Annotated in this window: 15 protein-coding genes and 3 pseudogenes; 9 read left to right on the top strand and 9 right to left on the bottom strand. The window is 52.3% G+C overall.

Annotated features, from left to right (window positions below; translation table 11 throughout):
- Window positions 1-71 precede the first annotated feature (71 nt).
- The 6 genes and pseudogenes from E2L00_RS02825 to E2L00_RS21905 form a co-directional block, all read left to right on the top strand.
- The gene (locus E2L00_RS02825) at window positions 72-566 is read left to right on the top strand and encodes a GNAT family N-acetyltransferase (protein WP_167606685.1); all 495 of its coding nucleotides are present in this window, start codon (window positions 72-74) and stop codon (window positions 564-566) included.
- Between the two features lie 115 nt (window positions 567-681).
- The gene (locus E2L00_RS02820) at window positions 682-966 is read left to right on the top strand and encodes a VF530 family protein (RefSeq protein ID WP_167606683.1); all 285 of its coding nucleotides are present in this window, start codon (window positions 682-684) and stop codon (window positions 964-966) included.
- Window positions 967-1,101: 135 nt separating this feature from the next.
- Window positions 1,102-1,449, top strand: coding sequence for a hypothetical protein (locus E2L00_RS02815; protein ID WP_167606682.1), 348 nt, complete (start codon window positions 1,102-1,104; stop codon window positions 1,447-1,449).
- 95 nt (window positions 1,450-1,544) lie between these two features.
- Entirely contained in the window at window positions 1,545-1,829 is a 285-nt protein-coding gene (locus tag E2L00_RS02810) for a type II toxin-antitoxin system TacA family antitoxin (protein WP_167606680.1), read from the top strand.
- A complete protein-coding gene (locus tag E2L00_RS02805; RefSeq protein ID WP_167606677.1) occupies window positions 1,820-2,302 on the top strand; it encodes a GNAT family N-acetyltransferase in 483 nt (160 codons plus the stop codon). The genes E2L00_RS02810 and E2L00_RS02805 overlap by 10 nt, the downstream gene beginning before the upstream one ends.
- Window positions 2,303-2,353: 51 nt before the next feature.
- Window positions 2,354-2,584, top strand: a pseudogene (locus tag E2L00_RS21905) (type II secretion system protein GspD); the annotation flags it as partial.
- On the opposite strand, the gene E2L00_RS02800 reads toward E2L00_RS21905, so the two are convergent.
- Together E2L00_RS02800 and E2L00_RS02795 are read right to left on the bottom strand one after the other, a co-directional pair.
- Entirely contained in the window at window positions 2,576-3,073 is a 498-nt protein-coding gene (locus E2L00_RS02800; RefSeq protein ID WP_420808829.1) for an HXXEE domain-containing protein, read from the bottom strand. The pseudogene E2L00_RS21905 and the gene E2L00_RS02800 overlap by 9 nt on opposite strands.
- A 239-nt stretch (window positions 3,074-3,312) precedes the next feature.
- Window positions 3,313-3,450: pseudogene (locus E2L00_RS02795) on the bottom strand (GntR family transcriptional regulator); the annotation flags it as partial.
- A 70-nt stretch (window positions 3,451-3,520) separates the two neighbouring features.
- Between E2L00_RS02795 and parS the strand changes: the two are divergent.
- On the top strand, window positions 3,521-3,964 hold the full coding sequence (parS, locus tag E2L00_RS02790; protein WP_167606672.1) for a type II RES/Xre toxin-antitoxin system antitoxin: 444 nt from the start codon (window positions 3,521-3,523) through the stop codon (window positions 3,962-3,964).
- The gene (locus E2L00_RS02785) at window positions 3,961-4,428 is read left to right on the top strand and encodes an RES family NAD+ phosphorylase (protein ID WP_167606669.1); all 468 of its coding nucleotides are present in this window, start codon (window positions 3,961-3,963) and stop codon (window positions 4,426-4,428) included. The genes parS and E2L00_RS02785 overlap by 4 nt, the downstream gene beginning before the upstream one ends.
- Window positions 4,429-4,777: 349 nt before the next feature.
- Here E2L00_RS02785 and E2L00_RS02780 read toward each other — a convergent pair.
- The 7 genes and pseudogenes from E2L00_RS02780 to pgaA all read right to left on the bottom strand — a co-directional run.
- Window positions 4,778-5,566: pseudogene (locus E2L00_RS02780) on the bottom strand (ISNCY family transposase); the annotation flags it as partial.
- 433 nt (window positions 5,567-5,999) lie between these two features.
- On the bottom strand, window positions 6,000-7,304 hold the full coding sequence (locus tag E2L00_RS02775; protein ID WP_167606666.1) for a PQQ-dependent sugar dehydrogenase: 1,305 nt from the start codon (window positions 7,302-7,304) through the stop codon (window positions 6,000-6,002).
- Window positions 7,305-7,316: 12 nt separating this feature from the next.
- Window positions 7,317-7,742: a DUF2231 domain-containing protein gene (locus E2L00_RS02770; RefSeq protein WP_167606663.1), complete on the bottom strand. Its 426-nt coding sequence runs from the start codon at window positions 7,740-7,742 to the stop codon at window positions 7,317-7,319.
- 100 nt (window positions 7,743-7,842) lie between these two features.
- Window positions 7,843-8,367, bottom strand: coding sequence for a poly-beta-1,6-N-acetyl-D-glucosamine biosynthesis protein PgaD (gene pgaD, locus E2L00_RS02765; protein ID WP_167606660.1), 525 nt, complete (start codon window positions 8,365-8,367; stop codon window positions 7,843-7,845).
- Window positions 8,364-9,698, bottom strand: a complete 1,335-nt coding sequence (pgaC, locus tag E2L00_RS02760) for a poly-beta-1,6-N-acetyl-D-glucosamine synthase (protein WP_167606657.1) — start codon at window positions 9,696-9,698, stop codon at window positions 8,364-8,366. The genes pgaD and pgaC overlap by 4 nt, the downstream gene beginning before the upstream one ends.
- On the bottom strand, window positions 9,695-11,710 hold the full coding sequence (gene pgaB, locus E2L00_RS02755; RefSeq protein WP_167606654.1) for a poly-beta-1,6-N-acetyl-D-glucosamine N-deacetylase PgaB: 2,016 nt from the start codon (window positions 11,708-11,710) through the stop codon (window positions 9,695-9,697). The genes pgaC and pgaB overlap by 4 nt, the downstream gene beginning before the upstream one ends.
- A 9-nt stretch (window positions 11,711-11,719) precedes the next feature.
- Complete coding sequence (pgaA, locus tag E2L00_RS02750; protein WP_167606651.1) at window positions 11,720-14,182, bottom strand: poly-beta-1,6 N-acetyl-D-glucosamine export porin PgaA; 2,463 nt, start codon at window positions 14,180-14,182, stop codon at window positions 11,720-11,722.
- Between the two features lie 520 nt (window positions 14,183-14,702).
- Here pgaA and tyrP point away from each other — a divergent pair.
- Window positions 14,703-15,914, top strand: coding sequence for a tyrosine transporter TyrP (tyrP, locus tag E2L00_RS02745; RefSeq protein WP_167606648.1), 1,212 nt, complete (start codon window positions 14,703-14,705; stop codon window positions 15,912-15,914).
- Window positions 15,915-15,952: the final 38 nt, after the last annotated feature.

Raw genomic sequence — 15,952 nt, 5'->3', positions numbered from 1 at the left:
CGAGCAAGGAGTTGCAGAATGGATTGATTTCGCTCAGTTTAAGGGTATCAATCGCCTTTTGCGGAGAGAATATGAAAGTCAGGCTGGCATCACCCGATGAGGCGCAAGCGCTGTGGGATATCCGCAATCAGGCGATAAGATATGGCTGTCGCGAAAGCTATGCCGCGGAAGTCATTACTGCCTGGACGCCTGAAATCATGCCGCAGGCTTACCGTAGCGCCGTGGCAAATAATCCTTTTTTCGTGGTGGACGATCCGAGCGGTAACAGCCCGGTAGCGACAGGCTTTCTGGATCTCATGTCCGGTTCGGTAGAGGCCGTGTTTACATTACCGGCATTTCTGGGGCAGGGAATGGCGAGCCGGATTTTGCAGGCGATAAAAGAAGAGGCTATAAAAAGAGGGCTTACCCAGCTAACGCTTTCTTCAACGCCGAACGCCTGCACGTTTTATGAAAAAAATGGTTTTACCGTTATAGAAGAAGCGCTATATCCGTCATCACTGGCAGGCACCAGCCTGCGCTGCATGGAGATGGTCTGCATATTGCCCATTGCCAATGACATAAAGTGAGCGAATTAATGAGCGCGATGGTTCCGTTCTCCGGACTATTGCCAATATTGCACAAGGCTTTTAGAGGCAGTAAGGTGTGCGCAATTTCTATGGTATCGCAGGACAAAACATAACTATGCATTCCTCAAAAGATCCGTTGCACGGCATCACCCTCGAAGCATTACTGACCGTTCTGGTGGATAAATACGGCTGGGCGGAACTGGCGAAGCGCATCAATATCAACTGTTTTAAAAGCGATCCGAGCATTAAATCCAGCCTGAAATTCCTGCGACGCACGCCCTGGGCGCGCAAGGAAGTAGAAGCGCTCTATATTGATTCTTTGTCTGAACAGGCCGCGTCTGAAGAGGCGCCGCCAGCCGATAGCCCATGGGTTAACTGGCGAGCAAAAGCCAAAGAGTGATCTTCCTCAGCAGGCCTTAAGTGTAGGGCGATATCGATTCGGCTGCTGTGCCTGCCGGCGTCGCATCTTTCTCGGGCAAGGCAGATAAACGCTGACTATGCTGAAAGGGAATGAATCAACAGATTGGGAGGAGCAATGTCAGCAAATAATCAGGATTTGATGCCCTACAACCTTTTCTATATCCAGGATCGCTTGCTGGTACAAAATATTGATGGCCACGTCGTGGATATCGGCGGCGCTACCCAACAAGCGGGGCGTTTTCACTGGCATCTTGATGGCAACGACGAGCAGGGCGATCGGAGTGATTCCATTGACGCTATGCTGCGTGACGTAGAGCAGCATCTGAGCTTTCTGTTTCTCGACGGGCAATTTACCAGCCTTGAGGATCTCAGTGAGCGTTATGCCGATAAGCTGGAAAGCGCGCCTTCACGTCAGATTGCTCTGCACGAACTGAGCGATCGCGATGAAGAGGACGTTCGCTAAGTCTGAGGTTTCCCCCTCTGCTTTAATGTATAGCAATCCGTTACCTTCCTGGCTATTATCAGCGTATAGCATTTTGTTACCATAAGGAGGATGTTATGCAGAATACCGTTCGTAAACCCACTCGTGACAAGCAAATTAACGTCCGGGCGACCGAAGAAGAGCGTGCAGTAATCGACTATGCGGCGAGTCTGGTCAATAAAAACCGCACCGATTTCATTATTGAGAAGGCTGTTCATGAGGCCCAGAACATCATCCTGGATCAGCGTGTGTTCGTCCTTGATGATGCTCGCTATCAGGCATTTATTGAACAGCTTGAGGCTCCTGTGCAAAACGTAGAAGGGCGCAAACGCTTAATGGATGTGAAGCCTGAATGGAAATAATCGTTACCGCGCCGGAACTGCTGACAGAAAAGCATATTCTCCAGCCGTTCGACTGCGGAAATGAGGTGTTAAATAAATGGTTGCGCCATCGAGCTATGAAAAACCAGCTCCAGAATGCCTCCCGCACTTTCGTTATCAGTCTGGACGGCACAAAGCGAGTTGTGGGGTATTACTCTATTGCAACCGGCTCAGTCAGTCACGTCGATTTAAGCCGTCGCCTCCGCCAGAACATGCCCGATCCAATTCCCATCGTCCTTCTGGGGCGCCTGGCTGTCGATGTATGTACCCAGGGCCATCGTTTTGGCAAATGGCTTCTTAATGATGCCGTGAGACGTGTATCTAATCTGGCAGATCAGGTGGGTATCAAAGCCATCATGGTGCATGCGATAGACGATCAAGCGAGAGCATTCTATGAGTACTTCGGTTTCGTGCAGTCTCCTGTTGCTGCGAACACGCTCTTCTATAAGATTTGAGTTTTATCCAATTGAGGGAGCGGCAATGACCAATCTTCCGGATAACCATACAGTGGCGTGATTTTTAACGTTCAGCTTCAAATTCGGGCGGCTACGATTGGCCTCAAGATCCATCAACAGCTATCTAACTTTGCAAAGACAGAAACTGGCGTGAATAACACCCGACACTTATCAAACGGGGAGTAAACAGATGTTTCGCTCAAGGATGGCGACATTATCTTGCCTGAAGGCCTGGCTGAAAATAAAGACAGCCAGGCCGATACCGGCCTGTCATTATCCGGCGAACCGGCGCATTTCGGCTTCTGAAAATGGATATTTCGATTGCTTGCTTCTGAGCAAAATAATCGGCAGCAAAAATAGGGCAACCACCGCACCAAAGGTAACGAAGAAGCCGAGCACGAAGTCTCCCGTGCTTGCGAGATTGTTTGTCGTTACGTACCTAATGTAATAAATACCAACGGGCAAGAATAGAAATAGGGTCGTCGCGAGTCCTGGATTGTACAGACGTTTGATCCGTACAGGGACGGCAATACCGTGCGCCAGTACCTGAAATAAGCCCAATCCGACCTGTGCAAGGCCGAGCCAGATAAGACCGGGAAAGGATATGGCCGCGATATAAAAGAAATAGGTCAATAGCGTATTGCTGATCATGCACTGATTGGCGTTTAAGGGATAACGGTCAGGAATATCTTTCTCTCCCATCACCATTAAATTAGTTACCGTTGGAAATCCGCCTGGGTAACCATATTCCTCAACCTGGTGAGCAAGCATCGCCATGAAGCTGAATATCAAGATCGTCTGAATGGGGCTAAATAAACTTCCCCAGAAGCCCATAAAAAACGAGAGGGCAACAAAAATTATTCCTCCCACGAAGTACCAGTTGTGACGGTAGAAATTCAAAACTCGTCTTTTCATACTGGGAGAACTCCAGGCGTTTAGTCATTAAATGATGGCACAGCATTTTTAAAGGGCAAGATAACAGCGATCAGAGACCATCAAGGATAACTGCAAGCGAGGTGGAAATGCATGTCACCGCTTTCTGAATCGTTCGGTTCACTGGAGGCCTGTTCAAGCGCTTCCAGTTGCAACGCTTGGCGCATTTTGACGATATCTTCACCCGTGGGCTGCAGGGCGGCAAACTCGGCGAGCATATCTGCCTGAAATTTGCTCACTGACAACCATTTAGATATAATTAAATTACCAAATGGGAGGTTAATCATGAAAACATTTAGCTTATTCACAGCTCAGACCCAACCGCCACGCTTATGGCAGGTTGCGGGGTTGAACCATTCAGATGGCGTTGCGTTGCTTGGGCAAATTAACGAAGGTCTTGATGGCAAGGTTGCAAACGCGATCATCGACTGGGCCAAGATTACACAAAATGACCTGCGCAAAATGTCCGGCATACCATCCACGACATTCAATCGTAGCCGGAAAGCACGATTTACCGCCGACCAGAGCGAGCGGCTGGTGCGCATCATTCGCGTGCTGGATCGGGCAGTAGAACTGTTCGAGGGTGATAAGGAAGAGGCTCAGAAATGGTTGAATGAGCCAAACAGGGCGCTGAGTTGGAAAGTACCAGCAGAACTCATGGCATCTGAAACCGGCGCTTACGAGGTTATGAAATTGATCACGCGCCTGGAGCATGGAGTGTACTCTTGATTCTCTACAGGCTGACAAAGACGAAATATCTTTCTACAGCCTGGACGGGATATGGCGCTAAAGAGGCTGGGGGGCGCTGGAACAGTATAGGCGTCTCGATGGTATATGTATCTGAAACAGCATCGCTAACGATGCTTGAAACACTGGTACACCTGCATGCGGCGCATATACTTGATTATTTCACGTTGTTGCGTATAGATGTCCCTGATGATCAGATTCAGAGCGTCGATATGAACGAGCTGCCAGACAACTGGGCTGATGAAGACGCGCCGTTTGAGCTTACTGCATACGGTGATGCCTTGTACTATACCAAAGATTCGATAGCGTTGCGTGTCCCCAGCGCTTTATCACCCGTGGAATTTAATTACCTGTTAAATCCTGAACATCCTGAATTCTTCGCGATTATTCAGAAAGCGGAGACTATTCCGTTCCGGTTTGATAGCAGGCTAAAAACAGCCCGTTAAAAATTTTTCCGGGTATGGGAGCCTTTTGGACGTGGCGTAGGATGCTGTATGGCATTCTATGAGTATGGCGGGGATATAACAGAGAAATGAATATAAATGGGATAAGGATGAATAAAAAATATAACAATTACATTGTCTTTCATTTTGCAATCGCAACAATCCATTCTATTGACCCAGGCGTTCTTAGCCAAGGATTAATATTATGATTCGCATAATCAACGGCTTCATCCATTTCGCTCAACGTGATATATCCACTGCCAGACTTAGGCTGCAAACGACATTTTGATAATAAACCAGGGATGTGATTATTGGAGTTTATTATTGGCTGCTTCTACAGAAGAAATTCCCTTTGCAGAGTCAGATGGGCTCGTTCAACGCGGCCTTTGGCAGAGCTGGTATTGGCGCAGATAGTCTGGATATTCAGTTCGTGCATCGCGCGGCCAAACTGGGTATAGCCATCGCCATCGGTGGCATTTTTATTGTTGATTTTAAAGACGCTGGCTTTGTCGCTGTACAGAGCCAGCGGCTTGCCATGTTTTTCCAGATAGCCGCGTGTGGCCTCAAAGTAGGTGAATGTCGATTCTGATTTCACAAAGCGCAGCTGCATCAGTCGGCTCGTCGCATCGTCAACGTAGACCAGAGCAGTACAAGCGGGCGCAAGGTTTTCGAACCGGCGGTGATCACAGCCATCAATCTGGATCAGTTCACCGCAACAGGCACGACGATAGCAAGGTTGCCGAATTTTTGGCGCTCGCTGTTTGCGAGGGACCCAAAGTCTGGCCTTAACCATAAGCGACCGGAGCGTTTCTTTGGACAGATTAACGACATGCAATTCTGCGAGTTTTTCACACGCCAGCGTCGGTCCAAAGTCCGTATAGCGCTCACGGATTATGTTGAGTGCATACCGGGCAAGACCAGTGGGAAGTTAATTATTACTTGGTTTTCCGCGACGACGGTTAGCCATACCAAGCGGACCATGTTCGCGGTAACGTGACAGAAGACGTCGGCACTGACGATCTGAGATGCCAGGACGCTGCGCAGCCCTCTGAGTTGTCAGGCGCCGGTCGATAACGTCCTGAATGATTTTGAGTCGGTTCACTTCATCCAAAGTGAAAAACTCCGCTGCATGAGCCGTCATCAGGATCCATCGAGGGTGAAGCTACGTGACGGACACTTAGCCCAGAACGGACATTACAATTTTGCTGTTACAACCTTGGTGCGTATAATGTATATTATGTTAAATGCGATTTAATGGGTACTAAGTTCATAAGCATTTACAGACTACAATCAATCATTCGCTTATCTCATGCCCACTCTTCTCCTGCCGGCGTTATGTTTGCCGGTTAATTTCTTCATAGGTGAAGTTTTTATAGAGATAACGTCAAATGTTCGAACTTATCCAACTCGAAACCAGTCAGCGCGTCTGAGTGCTGATGGATACATATACTTGCCTGCCACTGTGGTACAACGCTGCGCCAGGATAATTGAAATGTGCCCTGGCTGGCGAGAGATATGATTTACGGCAGGTAAAGCGCCGGAGCTTATCCCGACGCTTTGGTTTTGCTTATCAATTACGGAGCGGCGCTAACGCGCCAGACGGTATCTCCGGCATCATCGGCTATGAGCACCCCGCCTTGTTTATCCATCGCCAGCCCAACCGGTAAACCACGCACCTGTTTCCTGTCGTCCGTCAAAAAACCGGTGACCACGGGTTTTGGTAATCCAACCGGCTGGCCATTTTCGAATTTCACCCACATCACCTGATAACCGTTTAGCGGTTTTCGGTTCCAGCTACCATGCTCGCTGACAAAAGCGCCGTTTCGATATTGCGGCATATTGTCCCCGGTATAAAACAGGAAACCAAGCGGTGCCACGTGGGAACTGATGGCATAGTCGGGTTTAATGGCTTTTTCCACCAGATCCGGTCGCGGGGGTTTCACACGCTCATCCACATGCTGTCCATAGTAGCTGTACGGCCAGCCATAAAACCCTTTTTCCTGTACGGATGTCATATAGTCCGGCACAAGGTCGGAACCGATTTCATCCCGTTCGTTAACGATGGCCCAAAGCTTGCCGCTTTCAGGCTCCCATTGCAGGCCCGTAGGGTTGCGTAATCCATTCGCGTAAATACGGCTGGCGCCCGTGGCCGCGTCAACTTCCAGTATGGCGGCCCGTCTGTCTTCCGCGCCAATACCGTTCTCGGTGATGTTGCTGTTAGAGCCAACGCCGACGTACAGCTTGCTGCCGTCCGGGCTTGCCAGCAGAGATTTTGTCCAGTGATGGTTTATCGGCCCGCCCGGCAATTCAGTGACAACGTCACCGGAGCCGCGAATCTCCGTCTGGCCTTCCTGATAAGGGAATTTAACCAGGCTATCGGCGTTGGCTACCCACAGGGTGTTGCCGATAAGCTGCATACCAAAGGGGGAATTCAGATGGGCAATGAAAATGTGTTTCTGCCATTTACCCCCGACGTTACGCAGCAATGTAATACGGTTGCCCCCCTCGCCGCCCTTGCCGGACGACTTTTGCACCATTCCCATAACGATATCTTTAGGACGCGCCGGCGCTTTTTTAACAGGTCCGTTTGCTTCCGCCACCAGGATATCGTTATTGGGCAGCACGTAAACCTGACGCGGATGTTTCAGACCTTCGGCGATTTTTTCAATCTTCAGCCCCTCGGCCACCTTCGGCATTTCACCGTTTTTCCAGGCGACCGCCTCGGGGACCTTCATCGGCGGCAAAAGGAAGTTCTGCGCTTTGGGAATTTCCGGGTCGGGGCCCATCTGTTTTTGCGGATCTATTCGGGAATCATCATCACAACTACTCAGCAGGCTGGCGAGAACGATGGCAAGTAAGGCACGCTTATGAATATTCATGCTGGCTTCTCCTTATGCGGTGCGTTCACGTAGCGCAAGTTGAACATTACTCAGCAGCAGAAGGATCACTACCAGCGTGGAGAGAATGACGCCCATCGGCACCACGGCATAAGCGTCGCGGCTATGGATAAAGGCATTGAAGATGGCAAGCACAATGGCGAGCAGGCTCAGCCAGAAATGGATTTTTACAGGCGAGCTCTGCGGATATTTTGGCCCCGTCCAGACAAGCACCGCGTTGATAATTCTGGGAATAATAGCAATCAGCAGGCCGATCACAATTAACCAGTTGGCCGCATCGTTCCACATCTGGCCGAAGGTTTTCATATACAGAATGTCGAAGATCCAGGCGGCGACAAAAAAACCGAGAGGAATGGGATTTAGCAGTTCATAAAGCGCCACGACCGATGCCGGGCGCCCTGTTGCAAGGTGCGTTTGCATTTCCGTCTCCTTTGCTCTTCCAGATAAGCCGCGTCAAAGATGCGTAATCAGCGAGTTGGCGTACCTGTAAAGATTAGTAAATCCCAGGGATAACGGAGGGTTAATTGTCGATTCTGTCAGCCGCGCCGGAGACAACAGCTTTCGTTTCTGCGCTCAGTTCCGCATGTAGCATTTCAGCAACGTCCGGCGGCGGAAGCAGGTTATCCAGAACGCCTTTGACGACCTCGACGTGGTCAATTTCACCGCTTTCATTATGGAATACGGTCAGCACCCTGCCGTGATTAAGGCCGTAAGCTGCCTGTTCGGTGAGATGCAGGCTGGCTGCCAGCTCCTTTTTTTCCAGCCCCGGCCTGCGGTTACGCCGCTCAACGCGAAATCTGAGCTGATTGTATTTCGCCCAGCCAATCAGCAACAGACCGTTTATCAGCGCCACAAGAACATAAAACGTCACCGTATTGAGCGTCGTCAAGAAGGGCCTGATACCGATAAACGGCGAATGCGCCAGCGCGGTCAGCAGACCGTTATAAATCAGGTATGAAAACCCAATCCAGGCCGCCAGCGTCAGAATCGTATCCATCACGCGGGGAACAAGACGAAGCTCGGTAAATATCAGGGGCTGGTTCATGATTCGATCCTCCCAATGCCGCGATCGGGACTGACCCAGCGAGCCCTGACGCGCTTATGTTTCAGCATGACTTTCGGGAAAGAGACAAGGGTTGTGAACAGGCTTAACATCCAGTAAACCACCGGGAACCAGATTATCCAGAACAGCGAGGCGGAAATCCCCTTTTCATAGCGCCGTTCGATGAGCAGGCTGACCAGGAACTGCAGGATGCATACCACGCCGAGCATCAGTCCGGTAAACGCCGGTGGGAACAGATGCTGCACGTATAAGTTATCAGGCATCGTCACAAACAGGCCGACGATAAACAGCAGGATACTGATCGCGTAGGCGAAGGCCCAGGCGGTGGACAGGCAAAATTCGATGAACAGCGGCCACATGCGGCGATATTCCCAGGACCACAGGCGGCGCATATTGACGATAAACACCTCCGCGCCGCCCTGCGCCCAGCGCAGGCGCTGCTTCCATAATCCCCTTAGCGTTTCCGGCATCAGTATCCAGCACAGCGCTCGCGGCTCGAAGAATACCGACCAGTGGCGCAGCTGCAGCTTCCAGCTGATATCAATATCCTCGGTGATCATATCCGGGCTCCAGTACCCCACCTCGGCCAGCGCGCGGCGACGAAAAGCGGCAACCACGCCGGAGACGGCAAAAACCTGCCCGTAGACACGCTGGGTGCGCTTGATCAGGCCGATAATCGACGAGAACTCACCTACCTGTACTCGCCCAATCAGCGTTGAGCGGGTACGAATACGCGGATTGCCGGTCACGGCGCCCACGCGTGGGAAGCGTAAAAGTGGCGCCACCATATAAGCAACCGCGTCGCGGTCCAGCAGCGCGTCGCCGTCGATACAAACAAGGAAATCACTGCGGGCCGCTGCCGCGCCGGTTTTGAGCGCCACGGCTTTGCCCTGGTTTTCGGCCAGATGAATCACCCGCAGCCGTGGATATTCATTAGCCAGCTGGTCCAGCACCTCGCCGGTGTTATCTTTAGAACCATCGTTGATGGCGATAATTTCGATGTTCTGATAACGCTGTGCGTTTGCGGCTTCAATGGTTTCCCTTGCGTTCACTCCTTCGTTGTAACAGGGGATAATAATTGAAATTAAAGGATCGCCCTCAAGCGTCGGCGGCAGCATTTCCTCTTTCCACTGCCAGTGCCGCTCGCGGTAAAACCAGAAGTAAAGCCCCCCGCTAATCCATAGCGCCGACATAAACAGAGGCCAGAAAAAGACGAAATTCAGCATCACTTCGCCGGTAAAAATGGCAGCCATCCCTAACGGCAGGCTGAACATCAGGCAAAGGATGAGGAAAGCTACGATGCGATCGGTCATTTTTGCGGATACCAGAATGATGAGAATGTAGAGCGGATCTCTGACATCTCAGGTTTATCGTTGATGAAATCGTCGGGATAATAGCCGTAGTTGACCGCGCCGCTTAGCTTCAGCTGACGCATCCACTCAACCAACTGCTTACCGTCGATATCTTCCTGTGTCCCGGTTTTACGCCAGTCCCGCGCCTGGAGTTCAAACACGGTTTTATCAAGCGCGCCGGGATGCTGTGCAACGGCACTCACCAGTTTATCCAGCCATGCATTGGCCTTATCGGCCGGAACGTTTTCCATAAAGGGCATAGCCATCGGCGCCGTCCAGTCGTAGGTGCCAAGGAAATCATTGAGGTTTTGTGCAAACCAGGCCTCGCTTTCCGGCTCCAGTACCGGCAGGGCATAAATATTGCGCGCGGTCTTCACCTGCGGGCCGCGAATATTACGTACCGTCTGCGTAAGCTGCCGGGTAAAGTCGATAAGCGCCCTGCTCTTAAAACGCGTCCAGCGCTCAAAAATCTGCGGATCCTTGCGAATACGGCCAATATCGCCGGGGAAACCTGCGGCGCGGTAAGCCGCCAGCGCATCTGGCGAGGCATCTTCAAAGTCCGTCAGGAAGGCATCGTCATGGAACAAAATTCCCCGGAAGCTGGTATTTTTTGCCAGGTCTTCATAAATCCCGGTGATACGTTTGCGGGCTTCACTGCTCCAGGGCGAAAGGCGCACATACTGTTGCCGGTCCACGGCGCTGGCGCCCGTATCTGGATTCCATTTCATAACGCGGGGAACAGAATCATCCAGATCGAAGGCCAGTACCGGCATCCAGGCGAAAACGTCTACGTTTGCACGGCTCTGCAACTGCCAGGAGACAAAGTTAAATAAATCGGCACGCATCGGCAACCAGCGGTTCGGGAAATACAGCTCGCGAATATTGCCGTCGCCTTTTGGATCGGCATAGGCCTGCAGGAAAACATGCGAGATACGCATGTCGTAAACGCGCTGAATAAGTTTGTCGATGTTTCGACGCTGCTGGACCGGGTCGGCATCGTAGACGTAATCCAGGTCAACATGCATCACGCGCATCGTCCGTGGCTCACGCACCTGCGCCACCTGGCTTGCAAAGCGTTGCAACGACGGGTTATCAGAGATCAGAACGCGCGGAACATCATCCAGATCGGCGGCGTTGGCCAGCCCTTCGTTAAGGGTAAACGCCATCCGATAACCGTGCTCATTGGCAATTTGCAGCGTAGTTCCGCTGGCTGCGCCGTATGGCCAGACCCAGGCGCGCGGAGGTTTTCCGGTCACCGAGGTTATTTTCTGCGTGATCAGATTTACATCTTTACTGATGCGCTGATAAAACTCCTCGTCCGTCTCATACTTGCCGGTGGCTTTATTAAATTCACGGTTTGCCACAGCAGGCTCTTTGCTGCCTTGTGGGTTGGCCTCTGCCCCATAATGGGAAGCCCAGGTATGCGCCCCAATTTCAACCAGCGGTGACTGGCCCAGCTTGCGCACCATGTCCCAGGTGGCAAACTTGTCGCGTGGCGTCATTAAGCCGCCGAAATCCACGGGTTGGTTGGCTGGCGCATCGACCCAGCTCCCTACCGGCGCCCACAGCGCAGGCCAGTTATAGGCTTTAAGCAATGGCCAGACGCGCGTGTAAAAACTGCTGTAGCCGTCATCGAAGGTTAGCAGCACCGCTTTTTCCGGCAGCACAATTTTGCCGTCGTGCGCATCCAGAATTTGCTGCACGCTGACCGGGTGATAGCCGTTATCGCGCAGCCAGGCTATCTGATCGCTAAGCGCGCTGGTTCGTACCGCAAGATAACGCTGGTCGGCGACGTCATCTTCGACATCATGGTAAGCAAGAACTAAAAAGCTGTTTTTAGGCCAGGCATGATCCGCCGTGAGCGGCGCTCTGTCCGCCGGCGAAACATATCGTGGTGCCTGTGAGTTTCCACAGGCGGTGATCATTATCCATCCGACGATTAAAATTGCGGCCCGCAGCCATCTGTTAAACATGCGCTGTCCTTAAAACCTGACATTCAAATCAAAAGCAAGCGAGATATTCCGCTCACGTTTACCGTCGTAAGGGCGTTTATCCCAGGTCAACATCACCCCGCCGTCCACGACGTTATTCCACTGAATTCGCTGCCCGTACCCCAGTTGGGTAATTACGCCGCTGCCCTGGTTCTGCTGCCAGTAACTGCCCACGGCCCCGGTAACCTGCTGGCTCCAGACCGTGTCGTAGTGGCGATAAAGAATATGATCGGCGCTTAGGGCCGGTACGACGGCGAAATCGCTTTTCGGGTTGTAATACGGCACATCTTCCTTGCTGTTAGTGCTGCCGCCGATGCCGGGAGTGAAGTCCAGCGTAAAGTGCGGCGTGGTCCACAATCTTTCCTTGCCGCTCAGGCCGTATTCGATTCGGTCGTTACCGTCGGAGAAATGAGAGGCAGCGAACGATAGCTGATACTCGCGTCGCTCATTTTGATACCAGCGGATATAGCCATCGCCGCCGTTGGAGCTGACGCCGTTGCGCAGCGCTCGTAGTGGCGTGCTCCTGGCGAGCCGTTCCACATTACCGCCGATGCGCCAGTTATCACTGAAGTCATGCCAGCCGGACAAACGTCCGCCGATTTTTTGCCCGTCGCCATAGTTGCGGCCAGAGATTTCCATTTCCGCCCAGTAGTTACGAGAGGTCCATTCGGCGCCCGCGGCCAGATCGCGGCTGATGCCCTTTCCTTCTTCGAACTCACCGGTGGCAAAGTTGAAGCCGGTGAACAACCGCCAGTTGTCGTTAATCGGCGGGCTATAAATCGCCGAGTTGAGGATAAAATCGTGCTCACCGCTGACGGGGCTGTCGGAAGCGATACCCTGCGATCCGCTAAGACGCAGCTCAGACTTTTTGTGAATATCGCGCATGCGCGCCAGCCGCAGGGTTGACGTGTCATCCGGGCTGCGCGCTATGACGTCATCGGTCAGCTCGTCAGCCTGTTTCCATTCCTGTAGATCGAGGGCGACATAGGCCTGCTGGCGCTCCAGCTCCATATTGCTGGGCTCTATTACTTCAGCAATCTTCAGTTCCTGTTCTGCCTTACGCGCCAGTCCTCTGGCTTCAAGTACCGAGGCGTAGGTAATGCGTAATCCCTGGTTTCCCGATCCGGTTCGCGCCAGACGCTCTGAATGTTTTTCAGCCGCAGGCAGATCGTTGCTGGCGACTTCATACTGCGTCAGCAGCGTCTGGCCCAGCAGCCAGGTATCATTCGGCTGCGGGGTTGGAGAACCATAGACGCGCCGCAGGTACGGGCTGTCTTTGATGAGCTCGTCAACCTGGCGCTTCGCCGCATCGAAGTTTTCATTATCAAGGTGGGCAAAAAACAGATCCTGATGATCGTCCGCTGACAGCGGCGTTACCGCGACGGGCCCGTGCGGATAATAGATACTCATCAGCATCTCTTCGGCTTTAGCGGGCTGTTCTTCGTCAAGCCAGGCGGTTGCCACCCAACGTTTAGCATAGGAAGGCACGTTGCCGCCGTCCGCCATGAGCGATTCGTATTCCGCAATGGCCTGCGCGTTACGTTTGCGAACCACCAGCGCGCCAATACGGTCGATTCTGGCGCGACGAACATCGCTTTGCGCATCCGGGTTATTTTTCCAGGCGGCAAGCAGTTGGTCATAACGGGCCAGCGCTTTATCCGCCACGATAAACCGTTCTTCTTCATTACGCGCTGGCGTAAACGCGGCACGGACGATTTCCGCAGCGGCATCAAGTTCAAGTCGACGCTTCATTGGATCGGCGTCCGCAAGGTTCTCCGACATATCAAGCGCCGGGCCCGCTACCCGGTTAGCCGACAACGCGGCAACCAGCGTATCCTGCGAGTTTTTATTTTGCGGCGCTTCCGTTTCGGCCCGGCTGGCCGCAAGCAACGCATCCCAGTTTTTACCCTGAGCATGGTAGACGTAGGCAACCAGCGCGTCACGGTCAGGACCCGGCTCACTTTGCGCCCAGCGAGTGGCTTCGGTAATAGCTTGCTCGTTACGTCGCGAATCGGCGAGCGTCATGATCCAGCCGGTACGCGCATCAGCGTTGTCTGGCTCTTCCCGTAAGACGCTTTCCCACACGGCCAGCGATTCGTTCCATTTCTTCTCATTACGGAACGCACGGGCAGCGGCAATTTGCCCCCGTGACGGGATGGCTATCTGATCGTGATAGCGCTGCCAGACACGCAGCGTTTCCTTATTGTTATCCGTCCATTCTGAAACCTGCAGCCAGTCGGCTACCTGATTCGCCGTCAGCGAGGTTTGTTGTTCCTGAGCCTGCAAATACTGCAATAAAGGCGCCCTGTTTCCAGCGCGCGCCTCCATTATTAAGCCATCGTAATCAGGTGTAACGGCATATGCCTGCAACGGAAGAAGAATGCAGACGGTAAATAAACAGGACCCAGATTTTAAATACTTTATCGAATTGGCATGTCGAAGAATGCTGAACATAGATGCCCTTATATCCTTATGCCAGAATAAAAATAAATATTACCGTTAATTTATTGCCGTCGTATGACGGCATGCACAGACAGAGCACGCAAAGGCGAGCCTTCACATGTAGTTACCTTTAAATTAATACTTTCGCATTATTGCTTAAATAGCAAAGGCGTTTCCAAAAAATACGTTCGACGTATAATTTAAAAACGTTAACATTTAGTTAAACACATGGCTACCATATAACAATATATTTGCGCTTAAAAAGTTTTTTCGCCTTGCTTTAGCTCATACTTCTGGAATTCAATGCTGACAAAAAGTTAAATATTTGAATAAAGATCGCGTGTTACATTTAATCATTTAACTTTGTTAGCGCCTCCGCTGTTTACTTTACTTGTTTATGCTATGTATATTAACAATTATCCCTGTAAACTTTTCTATACGAAGCTCGTAATCCTGATTTGACGCCTCTGAGGTTTTCCCTTACCCTGCGCGGCACATTACTATTATTAAAAGCGTAAATTCAGTGGGAAGCGTGAAGAATCGCACTCTCGGCAGTATTTTTATCGTGGCCGGAACCACAATTGGTGCGGGAATGCTGGCTATGCCGTTGGCCTCCGCAGGCGTTGGGTTTGGCGTCACATTCCTGTTGCTCCTCGGGCTGTGGGGGCTAATGTGTTACACGGCCCTGCTGCTGGTTGAGGTTTATCAACATGTCTGTGCGGATACCGGGCTTGGCACGCTCGCGCGCCGTTACCTTGGCCGTCCTGGCCAGTGGCTTACCGGTTTTAGCATGCTCTTTTTGATGTACGCCCTTACCGCCGCTTATATCAGCGGGGCCGGTGAATTGCTGGCGGCGAGCCTTAGTCAGTGGATGTCTACCAGCATTTCTGCCTCTACGGGCGTGCTGCTATTTACGTTGGTTGCCGGAAGCGTGGTCTGCGTGGGTACGCAGATGGTGGATATGTTTAATCGTGTATTGTTCAGCGCCAAGATCGTCCTGCTGGTAGTGATGCTGGTGCTGATGATGCCCCATATTCACCACACCAATTTAGTATCCCTGCCGATTGAGAAAGGCCTCGCTCTTTCTGCTATTCCGGTTATTTTTACCTCTTTTGGTTTTCACGGCAGCGTACCGAGCATAGTCAGCTACCTGAACGGCGACCTGCGCAAGCTGCGCTGGGTGTTTATTACCGGCAGCGCGATCCCACTGGTCGCTTATATCTTCTGGCAACTGGCGACGCTTGGAGCCATCGATTCGGGGGTTTTCCACTCTCTGCTGGCCGAGCGTGCCGGATTAAACGGATTGCTGCAGGCAGTACGCCAGGTTGTGGCGACGCCGCACGTTGAGCTGGCGGTACACCTGTTTGCCGACCTGGCGCTGGCAACCTCCTTTCTTGGGGTTTCTCTGGGGCTATTCGATTACCTGGGCGATCTGTTCCAGCGCAACCGCAACGTCTGCGGGCGTGCCCAGACCGGCCTGATGACCTTCGTGCCGCCGCTGGTCTTCGCTCTGTTCTATCCGCAGGGTTTTGTGATGGCGCTGGGCTATGCAGGCGTGGCGCTTGCGGTGCTGGCGCTGATCGTTCCTTCGCTTCTGGCCTGGAAAAGCCGTCAGCATCACGCTGCGTCCGGTTACCGGGTTGCCGGTGGCCGGCCGCTACTGGCGCTGGTATTCGCCTGCGGCATCGCCGTAATCGTTATCCAGGCGCTGATTGCTGCGGGTGTGTTGCCGGAAGTGGGGTAATGCCGCGTGTTGCGGCGGATAAGCTTCAACGTCATCCG

The sequence above is a fragment of the Cedecea colo genome, from assembly GCF_011808225.1.
In the GTDB taxonomy this organism is placed as follows: Bacteria; Pseudomonadota; Gammaproteobacteria; order Enterobacterales; family Enterobacteriaceae; genus Dryocola; species Dryocola colo.
The sequence above is the reverse complement of the archived record's forward strand: the minus strand, read 5'-3'. Positions and strand labels throughout refer to the sequence as shown.